The organism is Euzebya sp., from assembly GCF_964222135.1.
GTDB lineage: Bacteria > Actinomycetota > Nitriliruptoria > Euzebyales > Euzebyaceae > Euzebya.
Genome location: NZ_CAXQBR010000003.1, coordinates 199,983 through 220,332, shown reverse-complemented (window position 1 = coordinate 220,332; position 20,350 = coordinate 199,983). Strand labels below are relative to the sequence as shown.

The following is a 20,350-nucleotide window of genomic DNA, read 5'->3' as shown; positions in this document are numbered from 1 at the left end:
TCAGCGCAGGACCAGGAGGTCGAGCCAGTTGGTCCTCGGCTCGGCGGCCTCCTCACCCTCTGCCTTCACCGCGCAGCGGACCCGCTCGACGCCCTGCTCGAACTCCTGGTCGGTCAGCATGCGCAGCGTGCTGTCAGCCCGGCGCAGGACGTCGAGCTGGGCGAGGTAGTCGGCCAGGCTCGCGCTGTACGTCTCGGGCGTGGGCTCGAGCGCGTCGAGCCCGAAGCCCGCCGCGGCGAAGGCCTCGCACGCCCGGCCGACGGTCAGGTCGACGGTCGTCGCGGTCTCGGGGAACCAGCGGACGTTCTCGACCCGGTCGAGGCGGCCGGCGAAGCCCTGGCGGATCATCACCGGACCACCGGGTCGCAGGATCCGGCGGATCTCGTACGCGGCGGCCTCCAGGTCCGGGATGTGGTGGATCACGAGCGACAGCCAGACGCCGTCGACCGAGCGGTCCTCGAGGGGGATCGCGCCGGCATGGCCTTCGAGCACGGTGATGGTGGGGCGCTCGGGGATCTGCGCCCGCATCGCCGCCGACGGCTCGACGGCCACGACGTCGATGTCGAACCACTCGGCGAGCGCGACGGCGAACTGCCCGGTCCCCGCACCGACGTCAGCCACGACCGTCCCGGGTGAGGGGCGGAGGTGGCGTCGCACGGCCTCGCGCCACTCCCCCAGCCCGTCGCGCGGGATCTCTCGCACGGCCTTGTAGGCCGTGGCGGTCAGGTCGTCGTAGGGGATCCTGGCCACGGGCTGCCTCCACGGTCGAGGCAGGCGCCTGACCGTCGCCACCGCGACGCCGGCGCCCGCACACCACCACGGTACGGCGGTCCCGGACCGACCGTCGCCGCGGCCGCGTGCAGTCAGTCCCGGCGGTAGGCGCGCACGGCCGACGGCGCGGCGACCGCGACCAGGACGAGTGCCCAGACGAGCGAGCCGACCACGGAGACGCCGAGGCCGTGCTCGAGCGTCGCGGTGATCGCGTCGCCCAGCAGCAGTCCCCTGGTGGCGTCGATCCACATGGTGAGCGGTTGGACCTCGGCGATGGTGCGCAGGACGGCAGGAAGCGTGTCGACGGGGACGAAGGCGCTCGAGAGGAACGCGAGGGGCACCGCGAGGAGACCCAGTCCCTGGGCGGCCTGCGCACCCCTCGCCACCAACCCCACCCACACGAACACCCACGCGACGCCAGGCTGCAGACCGCGAGCAGGGCAAGCGCCCCCGCCAGCCCGGCGACGCCGCCGTCCACCCTGAAGCCGACGGCGGCGCCGAACAGGAAGGTGGCGGCGCCGACGGCGACCATGAGGGCGGCGTCGGCCACGACCCGGCCGGCGAGCACCGCGTGGTCGGGTGCCGGCAGGGAGCGGAGCCGGTCGTAGAGGCCGCCGGCTGCCTCCTCGGCCACCGCGACCGCGCTGCCTCCGCCCGTGAACAGCAGGCCGGCGACGACCAGGCCGGGGACCACGTAGCTGACGTACGCCACGTCGGGGAGGTCGACGGCGCCGCCGATGACGTAGCGGAACATCACCAGGAACATCAGCGCTTGGAGCAGGGCGACGCCGAGCACCTGCGGGCGGCGCAGGATCGTCAAACGGGTCCGAGGAGGTCGCCTGCGTCGTCAGGACGGGCCGACGAGTCGGTGCCCGCCGGGGCGCTTCGCGGCGTACAGCGCCGCGTCCGCCGCCGCCATCCAGGCGTCGACCGAGCCATCGACGGGCAACGGCGCGATGCCGACGCTGGCGGTGAGCGCGACATCGGGTGCGATCGCTTGGGCCGTCGCGCGACCACCTCGAGGATGCGCGACGCGATCGGCTCGGCGTCGACCAGCCGGGTGCGCGGCAGGAGCACGACGAACTCGTCGCCACCCATCCGCGCGCAGCGGTCCACGTCGCGGACGACCGTCGTGAGCGCGTCGGCGACCTCGGCGAGCAGCGCCTCGCCCGTGGCGTGCCCGTAGGTGTCGTTGACCGCCCCTCCTTCCGCGCGGTGATGTCCACGACCTGGGAGATGAAGAACCGCGGCGGCTGCGGCCACCCGCCGGCGAGGACCCGCGCTGGCGCGTCCTGGGCGACCCGATGGAGGCGCGCTGAAGGTCGCCGCGGCGAAGGTCGGCATCGACCTCGAGGCCGCCGAGGCGGCCGCGCCGCGCGTCGCCAAGGTCCCCTTCGACAGCAGCCGCAAGCGGATGACCACGATCCACTCCGACGATGGCCACCCGCGCCTGTGGTGCAAGGGCGCGCCGCGGGAGCTCCTCGGCCGCTGCACGTCAGTCCGGGTGAGCGGTCGTGTCATGCCGCTCTCCGACGACGTGCGCCGCGCCGCGGAGGCGGCCAACGACGCGAACAGCCGGGATGCCCTCCGCGTCCTCGCCGTGGCGGTGGCCGATCTCGATGAGGTCCCGGACAGCCCCGACCCGGACGTCCTCGAGCGGGACCTGACCCTGCTCGGGCTGGTCGCCCTCCTCGACCCCCCGAACGACGAGGTCGCCGAGGCCATCCGCACCTGTCGACGGGCGGGATCCGAGAGCCGGTCGGACGGGCACCTGGCTGGCGGGACGGCTGGTCGACCAGGTCACGCCGTCACGGTGCTCGATGACCGACCCCGCGTGCTCGACCGCGTGCGCGCCGCCGTGCCGGCCGCAGTCACCGTCGCCGGTGCCGGGTCGGACCCCCTGGCCCTCGAGGCGGCCGGGATCCGGACCGCCGACGTGGTCGCGGCCGTGACCGCCGTCGAAGAGGTCAACGTCCTCGCCTGCTGCCTGGCGAAGGAGGAGTTCGGCGTCCCGCGGATCGTCGACCCGGAGACCGCCTGTATGTACGTCGGTGCGATGGGGGTGGACGTCGCGCTCGACCAGGCCGAGCTGATGGCGACCCTGGTCGTCGAGGAGATGAGCCTCGGCGACATGGTCACCCTGCTCAAGTTGAGCAGGGGCCGCTACGCCCTGGTGGAGGAGCGGGTGCACGGATCGGCCCCCGCGGCCGGTCGGGCCGTGGCGGACCTGGACCTCCCCGCGCACGCCGTCCTGGTCTACGTCCTGCGGGGCACCGAGCCGCTGCTCGCCACCCCGGACCTCGTGCTGGTGCCCGGTGACGAGGTCATCGCGCGCGAAGCACCGCCCTGGCACCGCTGCACGCCCTGCCGGGGACGACCCGTTGCACCCCCGGTGGCCCCGCACGGAGTACCGGGACGGTCGTCGGGTCGGACCGGGACCTCCGACCCTGTCCACGCGGAGCAGGGGATCCCTACGGTCGGACCATGGAGAAGGCGTCACACTCCCACCGCGCGCCGATCCGGGTCTTCATCGTCGACGACCACGACCTCGTCCGGAGCGGCCTGAAGCAGCACCTCGGGTTGCACCCCGACCTCGAGGTCATCGGCGAGGCGGCCACCGCGGTCAGCGCCGTCGCCCGCATGCTCACGACCCCGCCCGACGTCGCGGTCATCGACGTCAACCTGCCGGACGGCGACGGCATCGAGGTCTGCCGGGAGGTGCGCGCCGCACGTCCCGAGGTGGCCTGCCTGATCCTGACGTCCTACGCCGATGACGAGGCCGTCGCCCAGGCCGTGCAGGCGGGGGCGGCGGGGTACGTCCTCAAGCAGGTGCACGGTTCCGACCTGGCACGCTGCATCAGGAAGGCGGCGGCGGGTGAGCCGCTGCTCGACCCACGAGCGGCGCAGCGCATACGCGGCGGCGCCCACCACGACCACGGCGAGCCCTCGCTCGCCACGCTCACGATCCAGGAACGTCGGATCCTCGAGCTGCTCGCGACCGGCATGACCAACCGCGAGATCGGTGCCGAGCTCGCCCTCGCCGAGAAGACCGTGAAGAACTACGTGTCGAACCTCCTCGGCAAGATGGGAATGGAGCGGCGCTCGGAGGCCGCGGCCTTCGCGGGCCGACTGGCTGAGCGCCGTGCGCACCACCGCCACCGGGACGACTCCCACCTGGACCCGATCCGCTACTGACCGTCGGGCGGCGGGGCACCGCGGACGACCTCGAGGTCGTGGCTCCCGTCGACCGATCCGGTGGCAGCTGGGGGACTTCGGGGACGGCGGCCGCGAGTGCCCGGTGGACGGGGAGCGCGCAGGACGCGCGCCCCGGCAGCGCCGGGCGTCGGCAGCGGTCGCCACTGCGCGTCGTGGCCGCGCACGTCGAGGGCTCGGTGATCGCTGCACCTCCAGCCGGGCCAGGACGTTGCGGACCACGTCCTCCACCAGGGCGCGGTCGTGCCGACGGCGTGGGCGGCGCGGACCCACCCGGGTCCGCCGGTCGCGGAGGATCATCGCGACGTCGGGGTGGTCCATCAGCTCCTGAGTGCCGCGGACGTGGCGACGTCCAACGTCACACCTCTCATCACAGGCGCACGACCTCGGCCGGACGGCGTCGCGGGGGCCGCGCCTGACCGGGTGATCGTCGGGGGGTTCGGCGCCGTCGCACAGGGTCCGGGGTCATCGGATGCGGGGGCCGTTCGGCCCTTCCCCGACCCGCAGGCCTGGCGGAGCATCGCCCCATGGCCACGACCGTCCTGAGGGAGTGCCCGACCTGCGGCTTGTGGTTCAGGACGACCGACGAGCTGCAGGACCACCGCGACCGCGACCACGCGCCGCGACGAGATCCCGATCCGGGGCCGAGGGGGACGATGACCCTGGCCGTCGACCCCGAGCGGGGGGCCGGACGGGCGCTCCGCGTCGCGGCGGTGCTCGCCGCCCAGGCGGGCATGTCCCTCGAGGTCGTCGCGGTGCCGCCGCTCGGCCTGGGGCGCTCGGTCACCGAGGCGTACCTCACGGCCCGGACCCACGACACCCGGCGAGAGGGCGCACCCGACGCCCACCCGGTCGTCCTGCCCCAGGGTGACGTCGCCACCGAGCTGGTCGCCCACCTCGACGAGGTCGGGGCGTCCCTGCTGTGCATGGACACCCGGTCGCGCGGCCCGGTGTCGGCGGTGGTCCTCGGCAGCACCAGCGAGGCCGTCGTCCGCCGCTCGCCCATCCCGGTTGCCCTGGTGGGACCGCGAGCTGCCCAGCCGGCAGGTCGCTACCGGTCGCTCGTGGTGGCCGTGGACGGCTCGGCCCCCGCCGACGCCGCGGTCGACGCAGCGGTCGAGCTCGCCCAGACCCTCGACGTCCCGCTGCACCTCGTGCACGTCCTCGACCCCGGGCTCGCACTGCCCGACCCGGACATCCTCGAGAGCACGTACCTCTCCCGGGTGGCCGCGCGGATCGCCCGTCCGGTCGACCACGACGTCCTGCACGACCGGCATCCCGCAGCGGCGATCGCGGCGTTCGCCGAGGACCGCCCGGCCCCGCTGATCGTCATGGGCACCCACGGGCGGAGCGACCTGCGGCGCCTGGCGGTCGGGAGCGTCGCGCTCGGCGTGGTGCGCGCGGCCGCCGCACCGGTCGTCGTCGTGCGGGGACCTGTGCCCCCGCGGTGACCACGGGCCCACCCCCGACCGACCGTGCGCACCTGGCGACCGCGGCCGAGGTCGTCATCGCCCTCCACCTCGTCGTGGTGGCGCTCACCGCCGACCTGGACGCGGCCGGCCGGGTCGTGGTCGCCGTGGTGGTGCTGGCCCCCCTCGCCGTGGCCGCGGCGCTCCGGCGCAGCGACCGGGCCGGACGGCGCGGGGTCGGCATGGTGCTGAGCGGGCTGGTCGGCACCCTCGCCGGAGCCGGCGTGGGTCCGGTCCACCTCGCCGCCGTCGGCCCCTCCCCGGCGGCGGTCCTCGGCGTCGCCGCCCTGGTCTGCGGTCTGGTCCTGCTGGTGGCGGGCGCGGTCACGGCCGTACGGGCGGTCCGCGGGTGGCGGCGGCTGTGGGCGGTGCCCATCGCCCTCGTGGTCCTGCAGGTCCTCGGCCCCTCGGTGCCGGTGGCGCTGTACGCCACCCACGTCCCGATCGCGCACGTCGAGACGACCCCACCCGCTGGCGCGCAGCGCGTCGTGGTGCCCGCCGGCGACGGGGTCGACCTGGTCGCCTGGTACACCCCCTCGCGCGACGGCGCGGCGGTGCTGCTCCGGCACGGGTCGGGGTCGGCCAGCTCGAAGGCCTCCACCACGCGCCACGCGGCCGTGCTGGCGGACCACGGGTACGGCGTCCTGGCGATGGACGCCCGCGGCCACGGCGAGAGCGGCGGCACCGCCATGGACCTCGGGTGGCACGGCGACGACGACGTCGCGGCCGGGGTGGCGTGGCTGGTCGGTCAGCCGGACGTCGACGCAGACCGGATCGCCGGCGTCGGCCTCTCGATGGGCGGTGAGGAGCTCATCGGCGCGCTGCCCGCGGTGCCGGGCCTCCGCGCGGTCGTGGCCGAGGGTGCGACCGGGCGGACCGCGGCCGACCGCCGGCACCTCGGCTTCGTCGGCCCGCAGGCGCTCGTGGACCGCATCGTGTCGGCCGTCACGTTCGGGACCGCGGACCTGCTGACCCGCGCATCCTCGCCGACGCCGCTGGCTGATGCGATCGCCGCCCTCGACGGCCGGTCGGTGCTGGTCATCGCCGGGGCACCGGAGCCGGAGGTGCTGACCGCGCGCCACCTCCACGACCTCGCGCCAGGCGACGTCGAGGTGTGGACGGTCCCCGCCGCCGGCCACATCGCGGCGCTGCAGGTCGACCCCGATGGGTGGGAGCGCACGGTCATCGGCTTCCTGGACGCGGCTCTGGTGACGCCGTCGGCGTCCCGCCCCTAGGAGCCGCGCACCCTCGCCATCGCATCGCGCGCCCGGTCGGCGATCGCGGCGAACGGGCCGACCGCCAGGTTGCCGATCGCGGACGTCGGGCTGGTCGGGTGCGGGCGCGTCGGTGCGACGCGCTCCGCAGCGCGGAAGACCCCCGCGAGGCTCTTCAGCGTGTCGGCGTCCACCGCCTGCTCGATCAAGGGGAACTCGTCGGACTCCTCGTGCTGGGCGTGGTCGATGACCTCGGCTTCGAGCTGGGCCAGCGCGGTCGCGAACTCGTCGGAGTCGACGTCCATCGACATCATCCGGTCGAGCGCGATCTCGCTGGCCTTCTCCTCCTCCAGCCGGTCCGAGACCACGTCGTCACCGCCGTCGGCCTGGCGGGTGAGGGGTCGGAGGACCTCCTGCTCGGCCGTCTCGTGGACGATCAGCAGGTGCACGAGGTCGCGGAACGCCTGGGCCCGCGCGTCACCGCTGGCGGATCCCACCCGTGCGAACCGCCTCTTGATCTCGGCGTGGTCCTCGAGGACGGCGGCCAGGACGTCGTCGGGGCGGGAGCGGGCCGTCTGCAGGTCCTCGTCGGCGGTCATGGGGTCTCCTCGGTGGGTCTCGTCTCCGGACCGCCGGCGGCGGTCCCCCACCGCCCTACCCGACGGCCGGACCCGCGGGACCGCGACGGGACGGTCGATTCCGCGATACTCCGCGTCGAGATGGACGCCGTACCGCAGGCCGGTGCGCCCGACGAGGTCGTCGAGGACCTCGTCGACCTGCTGGTGGACTGCCCCGCCTTCGCCGGGGTGCCGCGACGGGAGCTCGTCACCCTGGTGCGGGGGTCGGCGCTGTCCTACGCCGCGGCGGACCAGGCGGTCGACGACGTGACCGGGCCGGTCGTCGTCCAGCGCGGCGGGCTGCTGGTCCGCGACGACGCGGGCCTGGCCGTCGACCTGGTGGCCGCGGGCGAGTACCACCGCCCCACTGAGGGCGAGGCGCTGACCGCCGTGCAGGCCACCCTCCTGCTGCGGTTGCCCGCGGACGCCGCGGTGCACGCCTGGTCGAACCCGCCGGCCGACCTGCGGGCCGCCACCGCCCCCGGCACGCCGCGGATCGACCTGCAGACCACGCCGGTCGCCGCGATGATGAGCCGCGACGTCGCGACGGTCGGACCGGACGACACCTGCCGGGCCGCCGCCACCCTGATGACGTCGCGTCGCATCTCCTCGGTGGTCGTCGCCGGCGGATCCTGGGTCGGGATCGTCACCGACCGGGACCTCCGCGCGCTGGTGGCCTCCGGGCGCTCACCCGACGACCCGGTCAGCTCCATCGCCACGTCCCCGGTGCGGACGACCACCCCCCGCACCCCCCTCTTCGACGCGCTGGTCGAGATGCTGACCGCCGGGATCCACCACCTCCCCGTCGCCGACGGCGACGGCCTGGTCGGGATGGTCACGTCGAGCGACGTCCTGCAGACCCGCCTGCACAGCCCCCTGCACCTCCGCAAGCAGCTCGACCGGGCCACGACGGTGGAGGGGTGCGCTGCCGCCATGGGGGCGGTGCACGACGCGGTCCGCGCCCTCCGCGCCGCCGGCACCACACCGGCGCAGGTGGCCGAGGTGCTCAGCGGCCTCGCCGACCGCTGCACCGCCAAGCTGATCGACCTCGCGAGCGCGGAGCTCGGCCCACCGCCGGCCCCCTACGGCTGGATCGCGTTCGGCAGCCTCGGCCGCCGCGAGCTCGGCCTGACCGGCGACCAGGACACCGGCATGATCGTGCCCGACGGCCTCGGTGACGACGACCGAGCCTGGTTCCGGGCCCTCGCCGAACGGGTGACCGACGGCCTCGAGCGCGCCGGCTTCCCACGCTGCCGCGGTGGCGTCATGGCCACCGAGTCGGCGTGGCACGCCGACGTCAGCAGCTGGCGGCGGCGCCTGTCCGCGTTGATGGCGCGACCCACCGAGCACCACCTGATGGAGGCGGAGATCGCCTTCGACCTCCGGACGGTCGATGGCGACCTCGACGTCCTGGAGCTCCTCGGTCCGACGATCCGGGGGGCCGCGTCCCAAGGCGTCTTCCTCGGACGGCTCGCCCGGCAGGCCATCGGGCACCGGCCGCCGCTCGGGTTCATGGGCCGGTTGACCGTCGACCGCCACGGCACCCAGGCCGGCACGTTCGACCTGAAGGCCGGCGCGCTCATGCCCATCGTCGACCTGGCGCGGCTCCACGCGCTCACGCGCGGCGGTCTCGAGATCGCGACGGCCGAGCGGTTGGCCGCCGCGGTCGAGGCGGGACAGGTGTCGGCGGACCTCGGCGACGTCCTCGCGGCGGGGTACGAGCTGGCCCTCGGCATCCGCCTCGACATGGCGTTGGAGCGGCACGCCGCCGGTCTCGACCCCTCCAACCGGGTCGATCCCTCCGCCCTCCCGCCCCTGGTGCGCTCGCAGCTGAAGGAGACCTTCCGAGGGGTCAGGACCGCCCAGGAGGTCGTCCAGGCCCGCCACCGCCTGGTCGCGGGGTGACCGGTGCGACGCTGGTGGCGACGTGACCCCGACGACGACCGGGGCTGGCGGGATCTCGATCTGCTGGTCGTCGACTTCGAGACCACGGGACTGGACCCGCGGCGCGACCGGCCCCTCTCGGTCGGCTGGGTGCCGGTCCGCGGGGGGCAGGCGGTCCTCGGCGCCGCCGGCTACCAGGTCATCGACCCGGCCGGTCCGGTTCCCACCGCCTCGATCGCGGTGCACGGGCTCGTCCCGGAGGACCTGGTGGGCGCCGACGGTGCCCGCGCGGTGGGCGCGGCGCTGCGCGAGGCCCTCGACGGCCACCTGCTCGTCGCGCACGGCGCGTCGCTCGAGCTCGGCATGCTGCGGCGCTGCGACGTGGCGGTGGACCGGTCCGACGTGATCGACACGATGGGCCTCGCCCGGGCGCTGGACCGCCTGGATGGCCGACCGCCGTCGACCGATCTCCGCCTGAGCGCGGTCGCCGCCCGCCACGGGCTGCCGGTGTCCCGAGCCCACCACGCCGCCGGCGACGCCCTCACCACCGCCGGCCTGCTGCTCGCGCTCGCGACCGGGCTCGAGATGCACGGCGCAGCGACGCGCCGGGCGCTCGTGCGCCTCAGCCGGAGCAGCTGACCACCCTCGACGTCGAGGTCACCAGCTGGTCTCGGCCGGGTCCTCGCAGCGGTGGTGCTCGGCGGGCTCGACCTGGATCGTCGCATGTCCGAGGCCGTAGTGCTCCCGCATCAGGTGACGGGCGGCGTCCAGCACCCGGTGGGATGCGCCGTCGTCGCACCCGCCGGTGAGGCGGAGGTGGACCGACGCCACCTCCATCCCCGAGGTCAGCGTCCAGACGTGGAGGTCGTGGACGGCCGCGACCTCGTCCAAGTCGCCGAGGTCGTCCTCCAACCCCTCCACGTCGATGTGGGCGGGTGCGGCCTGGATCAGGATCCGCAGCGCCTTGGCGCCCAGGCGGTAGGTCCGCGGCAGCACGAACAGCCCGATGAGCACGCCGAAGATCGGGTCGGCGAGGGTGAAGCCGGTCACCTCGATGATCCCGGCGGCGATGATCACGCCGACCGACCCGAGGGTGTCGGCCATCACCTCGAGGTAGGCGCCCTCGACGTTCAGGCTCTCCGCCGCGCCGCTGCGCAGCATCGCGAAGACGACGAGGTTGACCGCGAGGCCGAGCACGGCGACGACCAGCATGGGGGTGCCGAGGACCTCGGGCGGCTCGGTGAGGCGCTGGACGGCCTCGTAGAGGATGTAGATGGCGACGCCGAACAGCAGGACGGCGTTCGCGAGCGCGGCGAGGATCTCGAGGCGGTAGAGGCCGAAGGTCCGGCTGGCCTGCCGGCTGCCGGCGTTCGCGGCCTGGATCGCGGCGAGGGCCATCCCCAGGCCGATGACGTCGGTCAGCATGTGGCCGGCGTCGCTCAAGAGGGCCAGGGAGTTGGTCAGCAGACCGCCGACGAGCTCGACGACGAAGAACGCGCCGATCAGCCCGAAGGCGATCAGCAGCCGCCGGGTGTACGCGGCGCCGCCGCGGGCCGCCCCGGCGGCGGAGCCGTGGTCGTGCCCCGCGTGCGAGCCCTCACCCACGGCGGTGTCCCCCGTCCTCGCGGAGGTGCTCGAGGGACAGGTCGAGCAGCAGGCGCACGTGGGCGTCGTCGAGCCGGTACGCCATGTGCCGACCCTCCCGGCGCTGGCGCACCACGCCGGCGGTGCGCAGCAGCCGGAGCGCGTGGGACACCGTGGACTGACCGGCGTCGACCGCCTCGGCGATCTCGCTGACCCGCAGCTCCCCCGCCTCGAGCAGCGCGTACAGGATCAGCGTGCGGGTCGGGTCGGCGAGCAGGGCGAACAGGTCCGCGACCTCGTGGGCCTCGGCGTCGCTGAGCATGCGCGACCGCACGTCGTCGACGCGGGAGGTCGCAGCGGTGGGTTCCTCGGGCAGGGCAGACATTCCGAACGCATGATGACATGTTCATGTGTTGGTGTCAGATCGTCCGCCGATCGCGTGGCGTGTCGCGCCGCGCGCGGGGTATGAAGACCCGATGCGCCCCTACACCTGCCCGACGTGCGGCCAGATGGTGTTCTTCGACGACACGGCCTGCACGGCCTGTGACACCGATCTCGGGTTCCGGCCGGAGTCCCGTGAGGTGTCGGCCGTCGGCAGCCGCGACCGGCGCTGCGCCAACCACGACGAGATCGGTTGCAGCTGGCTGGTCGCCGAGGCCGACGAGGAGCTGTGCCGCTCGTGCCGGCTGACGAGGACCCGGCCCCCGGCGGGCGACGCGGCCATGACCCTCGCGTGGGCGGAGGCGGAGCAGGCCAAGCGGATGCTGCTGTGGCAGGCGCTGGGGTTGGGGCTCGACATCGAGGGGGCGACGTTCGACCTCAAGTCCGGCGACGTCGAACCGGTCATCACCGGGCACGCCGACGGGGTGATCACGATCGACGTGCGCGAGGCCGACGACGTCGTCCGCACCCGCATGCGCGAGCGGATGGGCGAGCCCTACCGGACGATGCTCGGCCACTTCCGCCACGAGATCGGCCACTACCTGTGGATGACCCTCGTCGACGGCACCGACCACCTGGCCGGCTTCCGGGAGGTCTTCGGCGACGAGACCACCGACTACGCCGAGGCGCTCGAGGCCCACTACGGCTCCCCGGACCCCGAGGGCTGGCAGGACGGGTACGTCAGCGTCTACGCGACCGCGCATCCGTGGGAGGACTTCGCCGAGACCCTCGCCCACTACCTGCACATCCGTGACACGCTCGAGACCGCCGGCTCCTTCGGCCTGTCCGTGGACGGGGCGCACGAGGCGCTCCAGCCCGCCGGCGACGTCCCGACCAGCCGGGCGGCCGTGGACCGCATGGCGATCGAGGACCTCGTCGAGCGGTGGCTGCCCCTCACCTACGCCCTGAACGCGGTGAACCGGTCGATGGGTCGGCCGCCGCTGTACCCGTTCGTGCTGGCACCCGCGGTGATCGCGAAGCTCGGGTGGGTCCACGAGCTTGTGACCGACACGTCGTGAGCCGCGTCCTGCGGGTGGGCCCCGAGGACTGGGCCGCGGCGCGGGAGGTCCGGCTGGCTGCCCTGGTCGACTCGCCCGACGCGTTCTTCAGCACACACCAGGCCGAGGTCGCGCAGCCGGAGGCGTTCTGGCGTGGCCGTGCAGCGGACGCCGACGCCGCGACGTCCCTGTGGCTCGACGACGACGACCGGCCGCGGGGGATGATGACCGTGATCCCGCACCACGCCGACCCGTCCGACGGGCTGCTGGTCGCGGTCTGGGTCGACCCCGACGTCCGCGGCCGGGGCGCCGCCGACGAGCTGCTCGACGCGTGCACCCGCGCCGCGCGGGGGGTGGGCTACGGCCGGCTGGTGCTCGAGGTCAGCGACCAGAACCCGCGGGCGATCGCGTTCTACCGCCGCGCCGGGTTCACGCCGACGGGCCGGACCAGCCGGTTCCCGGCCCCGCGGGCGCACATCACCGAGCAGGAGCTGGCGCTGGACCTGCGCTGAGGCTCGCGACGACCCGACCGCTCAGCCGGCGGCGACCACCACCGGGTCGAGGGTCCCGGTCAGCACCAGGCGAGCTCCGACCACCGCCGCGGCGGCGACGACGACCCCGTCAGGCACCTCGAGGGGCACCTCGGTGACCCCGCCGACCACCTCGTCGAGCAGCGCGATGTCACCGGGCGGCTCGAGCCGCAGGGACGCGTCACCCCCGGCGAGGGGCACCACGACCACGTCGAGGGGGACCGCCGCCAGGCCGAGGTCGACCACCAACGCGTCGTCGGACAGGTCGATCAGGTCGGCCAGCTCCGGCGGGGCGGCCGCCCGGACCTGCGTGACGTCGAGCGCGGCGCGGAACGTCCCCTCACCCGCCACCGGGGCGTCGCCCTCGACCACCAGGTCGCGGACCTCGACCAGCAGGTCGGTGATCACCAGGTCCTGATCGGGCACGGGGACGGCGGCGGCGGTCAGCTCGAGCACGGGGATCCGACCGGTGATGGCCCGCAGCCCCCCGAAGGGCCCGCCGATGCGGGCCCGGACGTCGACCCCGACCTCGGGTTCGACCTGGGCCTCGACGGCGTCCTCGGCACGGGCGCCGGCGATCGCGTCGACGACCACGACGGCGCAGACGACCAGGGCGACCGCGGCGATCGCGATCGCGACCGTCACGACCGGGCGCCGGCGTCGTTGGGGTTGGGTGATGGTCATGGGAAACCGGTTCTACGCGCTCCTGCTGCTCCTCGCCGCTGCGGTCGGCCTGGCGGCGGCGGACGTCGCGGTCATCACGACGCCCACCGAGCGCGCCCACCAACGGGTCCACGACCTGAAGGTCGCCGACCTCGCCCGCAACGCGCCCGGGGCGATCCCCGAGCAGGCGACGGGCGCGATCCCCTGCACCGACGGGATGGCGGGAGCGTTCCCCTGCGACGGGGTGGACCTGCTCAGCTTCACGCCGCTGGCCGACCTCGGGTTCGTGAACACCGACGTCCTGTCCGGCGGCGGGGCCAGCGACATCTGGGGGTGGACGTCGCCCGACACGGGTGCGGAGTACGTCCTGCTGGGCCACACCAACGGCGTGGCCGCCGTCGACGTCAGCGACCCCACCGCGCCGGTCTACCTGGGGTCGGTCCCGAACCTGTCGCCGGTGCAGCTGATCTGGCACGACATTAAGGTCGTCGCCGACCACGCCGTGATCGCCTCGGAGTCCGCCGTCCACGGCGTGCAGGTGGTCGACCTGCGGCGACTCGACGGCATGGACGGGTCGAGCCCCCAGCTGCCGATCCTGCCCGACTCGGTGTACCCGCTGAGCGGGTCGCAGCACAACATCGTCGTCAACCCGGACGCGGAGATGGCCTACGTCGTCGGCGGCGGGCTGATCACCCAGGGGCTGCCGGCGGACCAGTGCGACAGCGGCCTGGCCATGATCGACATGTCGAACCCGCTCCTGCCGCTCCCGGCCGGCTGCTACGCCGGGTCGTCCTACGTCCACGACGCCCAGTGCCTGACCTACGAGGGGCCGGACGCCGACCACGCCGGCCGCGACCTGTGCATCGCCTTCGCGGAGGACCACGTCTCGATCGTCGACGTGACCGACCCCGCCTCGGCGGGCGAGATCAGCCGGATCGAGTACCCGGCCACCGCCTACACCCACCAGGGCTGGCTGAGCGAGGACGGCCGGTACCTGCTGTTCAACGACGAGCTCGACGAGCAGCAGTCCGCCGAGGTCACCCACACCCGCACGATGGTGTGGGACGTCACCGACCTCGACGCGCCGGTCGAGCACCTCATCGCGATGCGCGACGGGACCGACGGCAACCCCGCGACGGCGTCGATCGACCACAACAACTACACCCGCGACGGGCTGGCCTACCAGTCGAACTACACCTCCGGCCTGCGGGTGATCGACCTCGATGCCCTGGACGATCCCGACGGCCCGCGCTGGGACGAGGTCGCGTACTTCGACACCTACCCCGCCGACGACGAGGCCACGTTCAACGGCACCTGGTCGAACTACCCGTACTTCGAGTCGGGGACCGTCGCGGTGTCCGGCATCGGCGAGGGCCTCTTCCTGCTGCGGCTCCACGACGGCGTCGGCGACGGGCCGGCCGACCCGCTCGAGCCGGCCGACACCCCGCCCGCCGCCGCACCGACCCACTTCCAGCGCCCGGACTGACGGGAACCGGGACCGCCCAGCCAACGGGGGGCGTCGCGTCCACGTGGAGCAGTCGACCACGTGGGCGCGGCGTCATGTCCGCACACCCGGACGTCCATACCGGATGCCCTCCCACCCGGATGGAATCGACATCGTCGGTGCCGGTTCGTGGATGGAATCGACACCCCCGGACGGGTCCGCTGGGGCTCACGTGACCTGGAGTGGCTGCTGGGACTCATGTGGGCCCCGAGCGTGCCCTCCACCCTCCCCTGGGTGTCGAATCCATCCCACGGCGTGCGCCCACCCTCCCCCTGGATGTCGAATCCATCCCGCTGCACGCGGCACCGACCGCAGCCCCACCTGGGACGATCGCCGCACGGGTTGTAGGCTGGGTCCGACGCCTCGCGATCGTCGACCTGCGGACAGCGGGTCCGGTTGCGATCACGACAGCCGTCGTCCGGGGGTCCGGGCGTCGGCTGTGCCACGGCCGGAGCTGCGGCTGTGGGTCGAGGCGTGTCCCTCTGCAGATGGCGGAGCTGAAGGAAGCCACGATCACCACCACGATCACCCAGCCCGGCAGCGCCCTGGTGCGCTCGGACTACCAGCGGCTGGCACTGAAGCACATCGACGGTCTCGCGACCGACGACGACCTCGCGGTGCTCGAGTCCCACACCCAGGAGTGGATCAGCGCACTGCGCTACCTCCTGAAGAAGGCCGACCAGGCGCTCGAGCACGTCCGCTCGACCGTCCACGGCCCGGAGCGCCCCCTGGTGCTCGAGGACTTCGAGTCCCACCGCTCGCAGGTCGCCGCCGCCCTGGCCGAGCTGGCCGACGAGCCGCCGCCCCCGCCTCCCGGTGCGAGCGCTGACCGCCAGGCCGAGGCCGCCGACGACGACCAGGACGACACCGACGACGAGCCCGTCGGCGACACCGCCCTCCAGCTCAGCTGGGACGAGGACCAGCTGGTCGTCTGGGCGGCGGGGAACGGCGCGGCGACCGCCGAGGCCGACGAGCTCCGCGCGCGGCTGGAGGTCCTCGGGGCCGCCTCGATCCCGTGGGAGCCCCACGCCGGGGTCCCCCTGCCCGACGGCACACACGCACCGGCCCTCGCCGCACCGATCAAGTCGACCCTCGGGTGGCTGGTGTCCCTCCGGCCTGACGCGACACGACCCGACGCGACACGACCCGACGCCACCGCGCCCGCCGGCACCGACGACCGCGACCTCGGGGCCGTCGGCACCTCCGCCGCCTGGATGGCGCTGGCCTCCGCCCTCGCGGTCCGGCTGGTCGCCCAGGGGCGGATGGTGCCCCAGGTCCGCCGCACCTCGGGCAAGCAGAAGGGCCAGTCAGGTCGGAGCGACTACCAGGTCCACTGGATCCCCGCGCTGATCGACCACGACGAGTTCACCGACCTCTCCCGCGTCATGCCGGGTGCGGTCATGGCCCTGAGCCGGTCCAACGACCGCCGGGCCTTCACCGAGCACGTCGTGGCCGGGGTCGTCGACGCGATCTGCACCGACGCCGCGGCCCGGGTCGAGGTGCCCGCTCCGCCGCCGCGCCCCCGGTCGGCCACCGAGGTCGCCGAGACGATCCTCGCGCTGATGAACGGCCGGATCTTCGACGCGCCGACCCAGCGGGGCAACGAGCTCGCCAAGGGCCTGCAGACGTGGGCGAAGCACATCACCGGCACGGCGACCATCACCCTCACCCTGCAGCTCGACCCGCCCGACGAGGGGGACGCCTGGTACCTGCGGACGAGCGTGCCGGGTGGCAACCGGAAGCTCGAGCCGGTCGACGCCGCGATGTCCAACGCGTCGCAGAACCGCCGTGAGCAGATCAAGGCCGAGCTGGACCGCCTGGAGGGGATCTACGAGCCCCTCCTGCGCGGCAAGGCCGAACGCCGAGGCGAGGTGATCCTCAGCCAGGAGGAGGCGTGGGAGCTGATGACCGAGGTCGGCCCGGTGCTCGCCGCCGCCGGCTTCGACGTCCAGGTCCCGCCCCTCAGCCGGAAGAAGCCGCGGCCGGGCCTGAAGCTGACGTCGACCGACAGCCAGGAGAGCGTCGTCGGCGCCCAGCAGCTGACCTACGTCCGCTGGTCGGCGGTGTTCGGCGACGTGGAGCTGACGGCCAAGGAGATCATGGACCTCTCGAGCGAGGCCCGTCCCCTGGTCAAGGCCCACGGCCGGTGGGTCGAGCTCGACAAGGCCGACCTGCAGGCCGCCGCCGACGCGTTGGCCCAGCGCGCGGAGAAGACCCAGATGTCGGGTGCGGAGATGCTGCGCCACGCGATGGGCCTCGAGGGCTCGCCGCTGCACGGCGGCATCGCGGTGGAGGGTGAGGCGTGGGCCGTCGACCTCCTCCGCAGCGCGCGGGGGATCCCCGAGCACCCGCCGGTCAGCCCGCCGGGGTTCAACGGCGAGCTCCGCAGCTACCAGGCCGACGCGCTCGCCTGGCTGCGCTTCCTCGACGAAGCCGGCCTGGGCGGCATCCTCGCCCTGGACATGGGGTTGGGGAAGACGCCCACGCTCCTCGCGCATCTCGCGACCTCCCGCGGCGAGGACGCCCCCACCGCCGACGCGGGCCGTCCCTCGCTGGTCATCGCCCCGCCGGCGGTGCTCGGCAACTGGGCGCACGAGGCGCGGAAGTTCACCCCCGGCCTGAAGGTGCGGATCCACCACGGCCAGAACCGCCCCGGTCCGCGCGAGCTGATCCGCCAGGTCGAGGACGTCGACGTGATCCTGACGACCTACGGGACGGGGATGCGCGACGTGGACGCCCTCGAGCAGATCAGCTGGGGCAAGATCGTCCTCGACGAGGGCCAGGCCATCAAGAACCCGACCTCCGAGACCGCGCAGCAGCTGCGGCGGCTCGAGGCCCACAGCCGGATCATCCTGACCGGCACCCCGATCGAGAACGGCCTCGGGGACCTGTGGGCGCTGCTCGACTTCACCAACCCCGGGCTGGTCGGCGACCGCGCGTCGTTCGTGGCCCAGCTGTCCCGCACCGCCGAGGGGCGCTCGACGGCGGAGGAGGCGCTGCGCACCCTCAACGGCGTGCTGGTGTACCGCCGGACCAAGGCCGAGCCGGCCATCGCCGAGGAGCTGCCCGACCGGATCGACACCCTCGACCACTGCGCGATGACCCCCGAGCAGATCGGCCTGTACCAGGCCGTGCTCGACGGGCTGATGCAGGAGACCGCCGACGACGACAGCCCGAAGAAGAAGGGCGCGGTCCTCGCGGCCATCACCGCGCTCAAGCAGATCTGCAACCACCCGGCGGCGTACCTCGACGACGACGACCGGCCGCTCGAGGGCCGCTCGGGCAAGCTGACCCGGCTCAACGAGATCGTCGACAACGTCTTCGAGGCCGGCGAGCGGGTGCTGATCTTCACCCACTTCGCGTCCTGGGGCGAGAAGCTCGCCCGCTACCTGACCGACCGCACCGGGGTGCGCATCGACTGCTACCACGGCGGCCTCGCCCGCGGCGCCCGCGACCGGATCATCGAGGAGTTCCAGAGGGGCACCGGGAAGGGCGCCCTGGTCCTCAGCCTGAAGGCCGGCGGCACCGGTCTGAACCTGACCGCGGCGAGCCACGTCGTGCTGTACGACCGCTGGTGGAACCCGGCGGTCGAGGACCAGGCCCGCGACCGCGCGTGGCGCATCGGCCAGACCCGCACGGTGGTCGCCCACCGGCTGGTGTGCCCTGGCACCGTCGACGAGCGGGTCGAGGAGGTCGTCGAGGGCAAGCGCCAGATCGCCGACATGGCCCTGCCGAAGTCCTCCTCCGTCGGCGACCTCGACTCCGACCAGCTGCAGCGCGCGCTCGGCATCGACCCCGAGCTGCTGCTGACCGACGACGACGATTCCGACGTCACCGATGCCGAGGAGATGGTCGACGCATGAGGGTGCACCTGTGAGCGCCGCACGACGACGCCGGAACAAGGGCGGCGGCGGGTCGAACCGCCGGAAGGGCAAGAAGAAGCCCCAGGTCGGGTTCTGGGGTGATCCGGCGAAGCTGCCCGAGCAGCGCCGGGACGTGCGGATCAGCACCGAGCCCGCCGTGGTCCCCCACTCCCTCGGCCCCCCGCCGCTGCCGGGCCACGAGACGATCGCCGAGCACTACTTCACCGCGGTCTACGACAAGTCGGTCACCCTGTCCGGCGCGCTGGCGGCCGCCGCCGGCCTGATCGAGCCCGACGAGCTGGTCGACGAGCTCGGCGAGTAGCCCCGGGCGTCTTGCAGCCCTGTGACACCGCCGCGGGCGGAGAGTCGGTGTGCGAGAATCGGTCCACTCCACCGACTCCGCACAGAGGGGACCGAAGATGGGCCTGATGGCCAAGCTCAAGGGCGAGCTCGTCGACATCATCGAGTGGGTCGACGACTCCCGCTCGACGTTGGCGTGGCGCTTCCCGCGCTACAACAACGAGATCAAGAACGGCGCGCAGCTGATCGTCCGCGAGGGCCAGCGCGCCGTCTTCGTCTACCGGGGCCAGCTGGCGGACTCGTTCATGCCGGGCCACTACGAGCTGAAGACCGAGAACCTGCCGATCCTCTCGACCCTGCAGGGCTGGGAGCACGGCTTCAACAGCCCGTTCCGGTCCGAGGTCTACTTCATCAACACCCGGCCGATCACCGACCTGCGGTGGGGCACCGCGTCGCCGATCACGATCCGCGACCCCGACTTCGGGATGGTGCAGGTCCGCGCCAACGGGCTGTGCATGGTGAAGATCGAAGACGTCGACATCTTCCTCCGCGAGGTGATCGGCACCGATTCCGAGGTGGAGGCCGACGAGATCTCGGAGCTCCTCCGCCAGGTCATCACCACCGCGTTCAGCGAGATGGTCCTCGACACCGGCGTGGGCGCCATCGACCTGCAGGGCAAGCAGGTCGAGCTGGCCGGCAAGCTCCGCGAGCACGTCCAGGAGAAGGTCGACGACGAGTTCGGCCTGTCCATCCCGGACATCACCATGCGGATCAGCCTGCCGGACGAGATCACCCAGGCGATGACCCGCGGCGTCGCCCGCGGCGTCGAGGAGGGCGGGTACGCCCGCAACGTCGGCGACATGGACCGCTTCCAGCAGGTCCGCCAGTCCGACGCGCTGCTCGCGGCGGCGTCCAACCCCGGCGGTGGCGCCGCCGGTGATGCGCTCGGCCTCGGGCTCGGCCTCGCGATGGCCAACCAGATGAGCGGCCAGTTCGCCGGCGCGGCCCAGGCGGGTGCCCCGTCGGCGCCGCCGCCGCTCCCGGGCGCGCAGGCCTTCCACGTCGCCGTCAACGGCCAGCAGGCCGGGCCGTACACGCCCGCGCAGCTGCAGCAGGCGGTCGCTGGCGGCCAGGTGACCGCGGAGACGCTGGTGTGGAGCACCGGCATGGCGGGCTGGACGCCGGCGGGCCAGGTCCCGGCGCTGTCCAGCCTGTTCGCCGCCCCGCCGCCGCTGCCCGGCGCCGACGGCCCGCCCCCCGCGCCGCCCGCACCGCCCGCCGGTCCCGCGCCGGAGTAGG

At 73.8% G+C, this 20,350-nt stretch carries 18 protein-coding genes and 3 pseudogenes; 13 read left to right on the top strand and 8 right to left on the bottom strand.

The genetic code is table 11. The features are described 5' to 3' along the window. The 4 genes and pseudogenes from ACEQ2X_RS01840 to ACEQ2X_RS01825 form a co-directional block, all read right to left on the bottom strand. Nucleotides 1-750, bottom strand: coding sequence for a class I SAM-dependent methyltransferase (locus tag ACEQ2X_RS01840; protein WP_370324028.1), 750 nt, complete (start codon nt 748-750; stop codon nt 1-3). 113 nt (nt 751-863) lie between these two features. Next, the gene (locus ACEQ2X_RS01835; RefSeq protein ID WP_370324027.1) at nt 864-1,178 is read right to left on the bottom strand and encodes an ABC transporter permease; all 315 of its coding nucleotides are present in this window, start codon (nt 1,176-1,178) and stop codon (nt 864-866) included. Between the two features lie 29 nt (nt 1,179-1,207). Continuing rightward, nucleotides 1,208-1,591: pseudogene (locus tag ACEQ2X_RS01830) on the bottom strand (ABC transporter permease); the annotation flags it as partial. 188 nt (nt 1,592-1,779) lie between these two features. Continuing rightward, nucleotides 1,780-2,115: pseudogene (locus tag ACEQ2X_RS01825) on the bottom strand (GGDEF domain-containing protein); the annotation flags it as partial. Here ACEQ2X_RS01825 and ACEQ2X_RS01820 point away from each other — a divergent pair. From ACEQ2X_RS01820 to ACEQ2X_RS01800, 5 genes and pseudogenes are all read left to right on the top strand, one after another. Continuing rightward, nucleotides 2,054-2,260 (top strand): annotated as a pseudogene (locus ACEQ2X_RS01820) (hypothetical protein); the annotation flags it as partial. The pseudogenes ACEQ2X_RS01825 and ACEQ2X_RS01820 overlap by 62 nt on opposite strands. Nucleotides 2,261-2,290: 30 nt before the next feature. After that, complete coding sequence (locus ACEQ2X_RS01815) at nt 2,291-3,337, top strand: NAD-binding protein (RefSeq protein ID WP_370324026.1); 1,047 nt, start codon at nt 2,291-2,293, stop codon at nt 3,335-3,337. Further along, a complete protein-coding gene (locus tag ACEQ2X_RS01810; RefSeq protein ID WP_370324024.1) occupies nt 3,256-3,966 on the top strand; it encodes a response regulator in 711 nt (236 codons plus the stop codon). Before ACEQ2X_RS01815 ends, ACEQ2X_RS01810 begins: the two co-directional genes overlap by 82 nt. A 545-nt stretch (nt 3,967-4,511) precedes the next feature. Continuing rightward, nucleotides 4,512-5,435 (top strand): universal stress protein, encoded by a 924-nt coding sequence (locus ACEQ2X_RS01805; RefSeq protein WP_370324023.1) that lies wholly within the window; start codon nt 4,512-4,514, stop codon nt 5,433-5,435. Further along, entirely contained in the window at nt 5,432-6,688 is a 1,257-nt protein-coding gene (locus ACEQ2X_RS01800) for an alpha/beta hydrolase (protein WP_370324022.1), read from the top strand. Before ACEQ2X_RS01805 ends, ACEQ2X_RS01800 begins: the two co-directional genes overlap by 4 nt. Here ACEQ2X_RS01800 and ACEQ2X_RS01795 read toward each other — a convergent pair. After that, complete coding sequence (locus ACEQ2X_RS01795) at nt 6,685-7,266, bottom strand: hemerythrin domain-containing protein (protein WP_370324021.1); 582 nt, start codon at nt 7,264-7,266, stop codon at nt 6,685-6,687. The genes ACEQ2X_RS01800 and ACEQ2X_RS01795 overlap by 4 nt on opposite strands. Before the next feature lie 120 nt (nt 7,267-7,386). On the opposite strand from ACEQ2X_RS01795, the gene ACEQ2X_RS01790 reads away from it, so the two are divergent. Then, nucleotides 7,387-9,189 (top strand): DUF294 nucleotidyltransferase-like domain-containing protein, encoded by a 1,803-nt coding sequence (locus ACEQ2X_RS01790; protein ID WP_370324020.1) that lies wholly within the window; start codon nt 7,387-7,389, stop codon nt 9,187-9,189. A 3-nt stretch (nt 9,190-9,192) separates the two neighbouring features. Beyond that, nucleotides 9,193-9,807, top strand: coding sequence for an exonuclease domain-containing protein (locus ACEQ2X_RS01785; protein WP_370324019.1), 615 nt, complete (start codon nt 9,193-9,195; stop codon nt 9,805-9,807). Nucleotides 9,808-9,825: 18 nt separating this feature from the next. On the opposite strand, the gene ACEQ2X_RS01780 is transcribed toward ACEQ2X_RS01785, so the two are convergent. Both ACEQ2X_RS01780 and ACEQ2X_RS01775 read right to left on the bottom strand, forming a co-directional pair. Continuing rightward, on the bottom strand, nt 9,826-10,773 hold the full coding sequence (locus ACEQ2X_RS01780; RefSeq protein WP_370324018.1) for a cation diffusion facilitator family transporter: 948 nt from the start codon (nt 10,771-10,773) through the stop codon (nt 9,826-9,828). Further along, a complete protein-coding gene (locus ACEQ2X_RS01775) occupies nt 10,766-11,137 on the bottom strand; it encodes an ArsR/SmtB family transcription factor (protein ID WP_370324017.1) in 372 nt (123 codons plus the stop codon). Before ACEQ2X_RS01775 ends, ACEQ2X_RS01780 begins: the two co-directional genes overlap by 8 nt. A 91-nt stretch (nt 11,138-11,228) precedes the next feature. Here ACEQ2X_RS01775 and ACEQ2X_RS01770 point away from each other — a divergent pair, with 91 nt between their 5' ends. Next, nucleotides 11,229-12,212, top strand: coding sequence for a putative zinc-binding metallopeptidase (locus tag ACEQ2X_RS01770; protein ID WP_370324016.1), 984 nt, complete (start codon nt 11,229-11,231; stop codon nt 12,210-12,212). After that, nucleotides 12,209-12,703: a GNAT family N-acetyltransferase gene (locus ACEQ2X_RS01765; RefSeq protein WP_370324015.1), complete on the top strand. Its 495-nt coding sequence runs from the start codon at nt 12,209-12,211 to the stop codon at nt 12,701-12,703. Before ACEQ2X_RS01770 ends, ACEQ2X_RS01765 begins: the two co-directional genes overlap by 4 nt. Before the next feature lie 21 nt (nt 12,704-12,724). On the opposite strand, the gene ACEQ2X_RS01760 is transcribed toward ACEQ2X_RS01765, so the two are convergent. Continuing rightward, nucleotides 12,725-13,405, bottom strand: coding sequence for a hypothetical protein (locus tag ACEQ2X_RS01760; RefSeq protein WP_370324014.1), 681 nt, complete (start codon nt 13,403-13,405; stop codon nt 12,725-12,727). On the opposite strand from ACEQ2X_RS01760, the gene ACEQ2X_RS01755 reads away from it, so the two are divergent. From ACEQ2X_RS01755 to ACEQ2X_RS01740, 4 genes are all read left to right on the top strand, one after another. After that, on the top strand, nt 13,404-14,870 hold the full coding sequence (locus ACEQ2X_RS01755; protein ID WP_370324013.1) for a choice-of-anchor B family protein: 1,467 nt from the start codon (nt 13,404-13,406) through the stop codon (nt 14,868-14,870). The two genes, ACEQ2X_RS01760 and ACEQ2X_RS01755, sit on opposite strands and share 2 nt — an antisense overlap. A 506-nt stretch (nt 14,871-15,376) precedes the next feature. After that, nucleotides 15,377-18,751, top strand: coding sequence for a DEAD/DEAH box helicase (locus ACEQ2X_RS01750; protein ID WP_370324012.1), 3,375 nt, complete (start codon nt 15,377-15,379; stop codon nt 18,749-18,751). Between the two features lie 10 nt (nt 18,752-18,761). Further along, nucleotides 18,762-19,073, top strand: coding sequence for a hypothetical protein (locus ACEQ2X_RS01745; protein ID WP_370324011.1), 312 nt, complete (start codon nt 18,762-18,764; stop codon nt 19,071-19,073). A 97-nt stretch (nt 19,074-19,170) separates the two neighbouring features. Then, complete coding sequence (locus ACEQ2X_RS01740; RefSeq protein WP_370324010.1) at nt 19,171-20,349, top strand: SPFH domain-containing protein; 1,179 nt, start codon at nt 19,171-19,173, stop codon at nt 20,347-20,349. Nucleotide 20,350 lies beyond the last annotated feature (1 nt).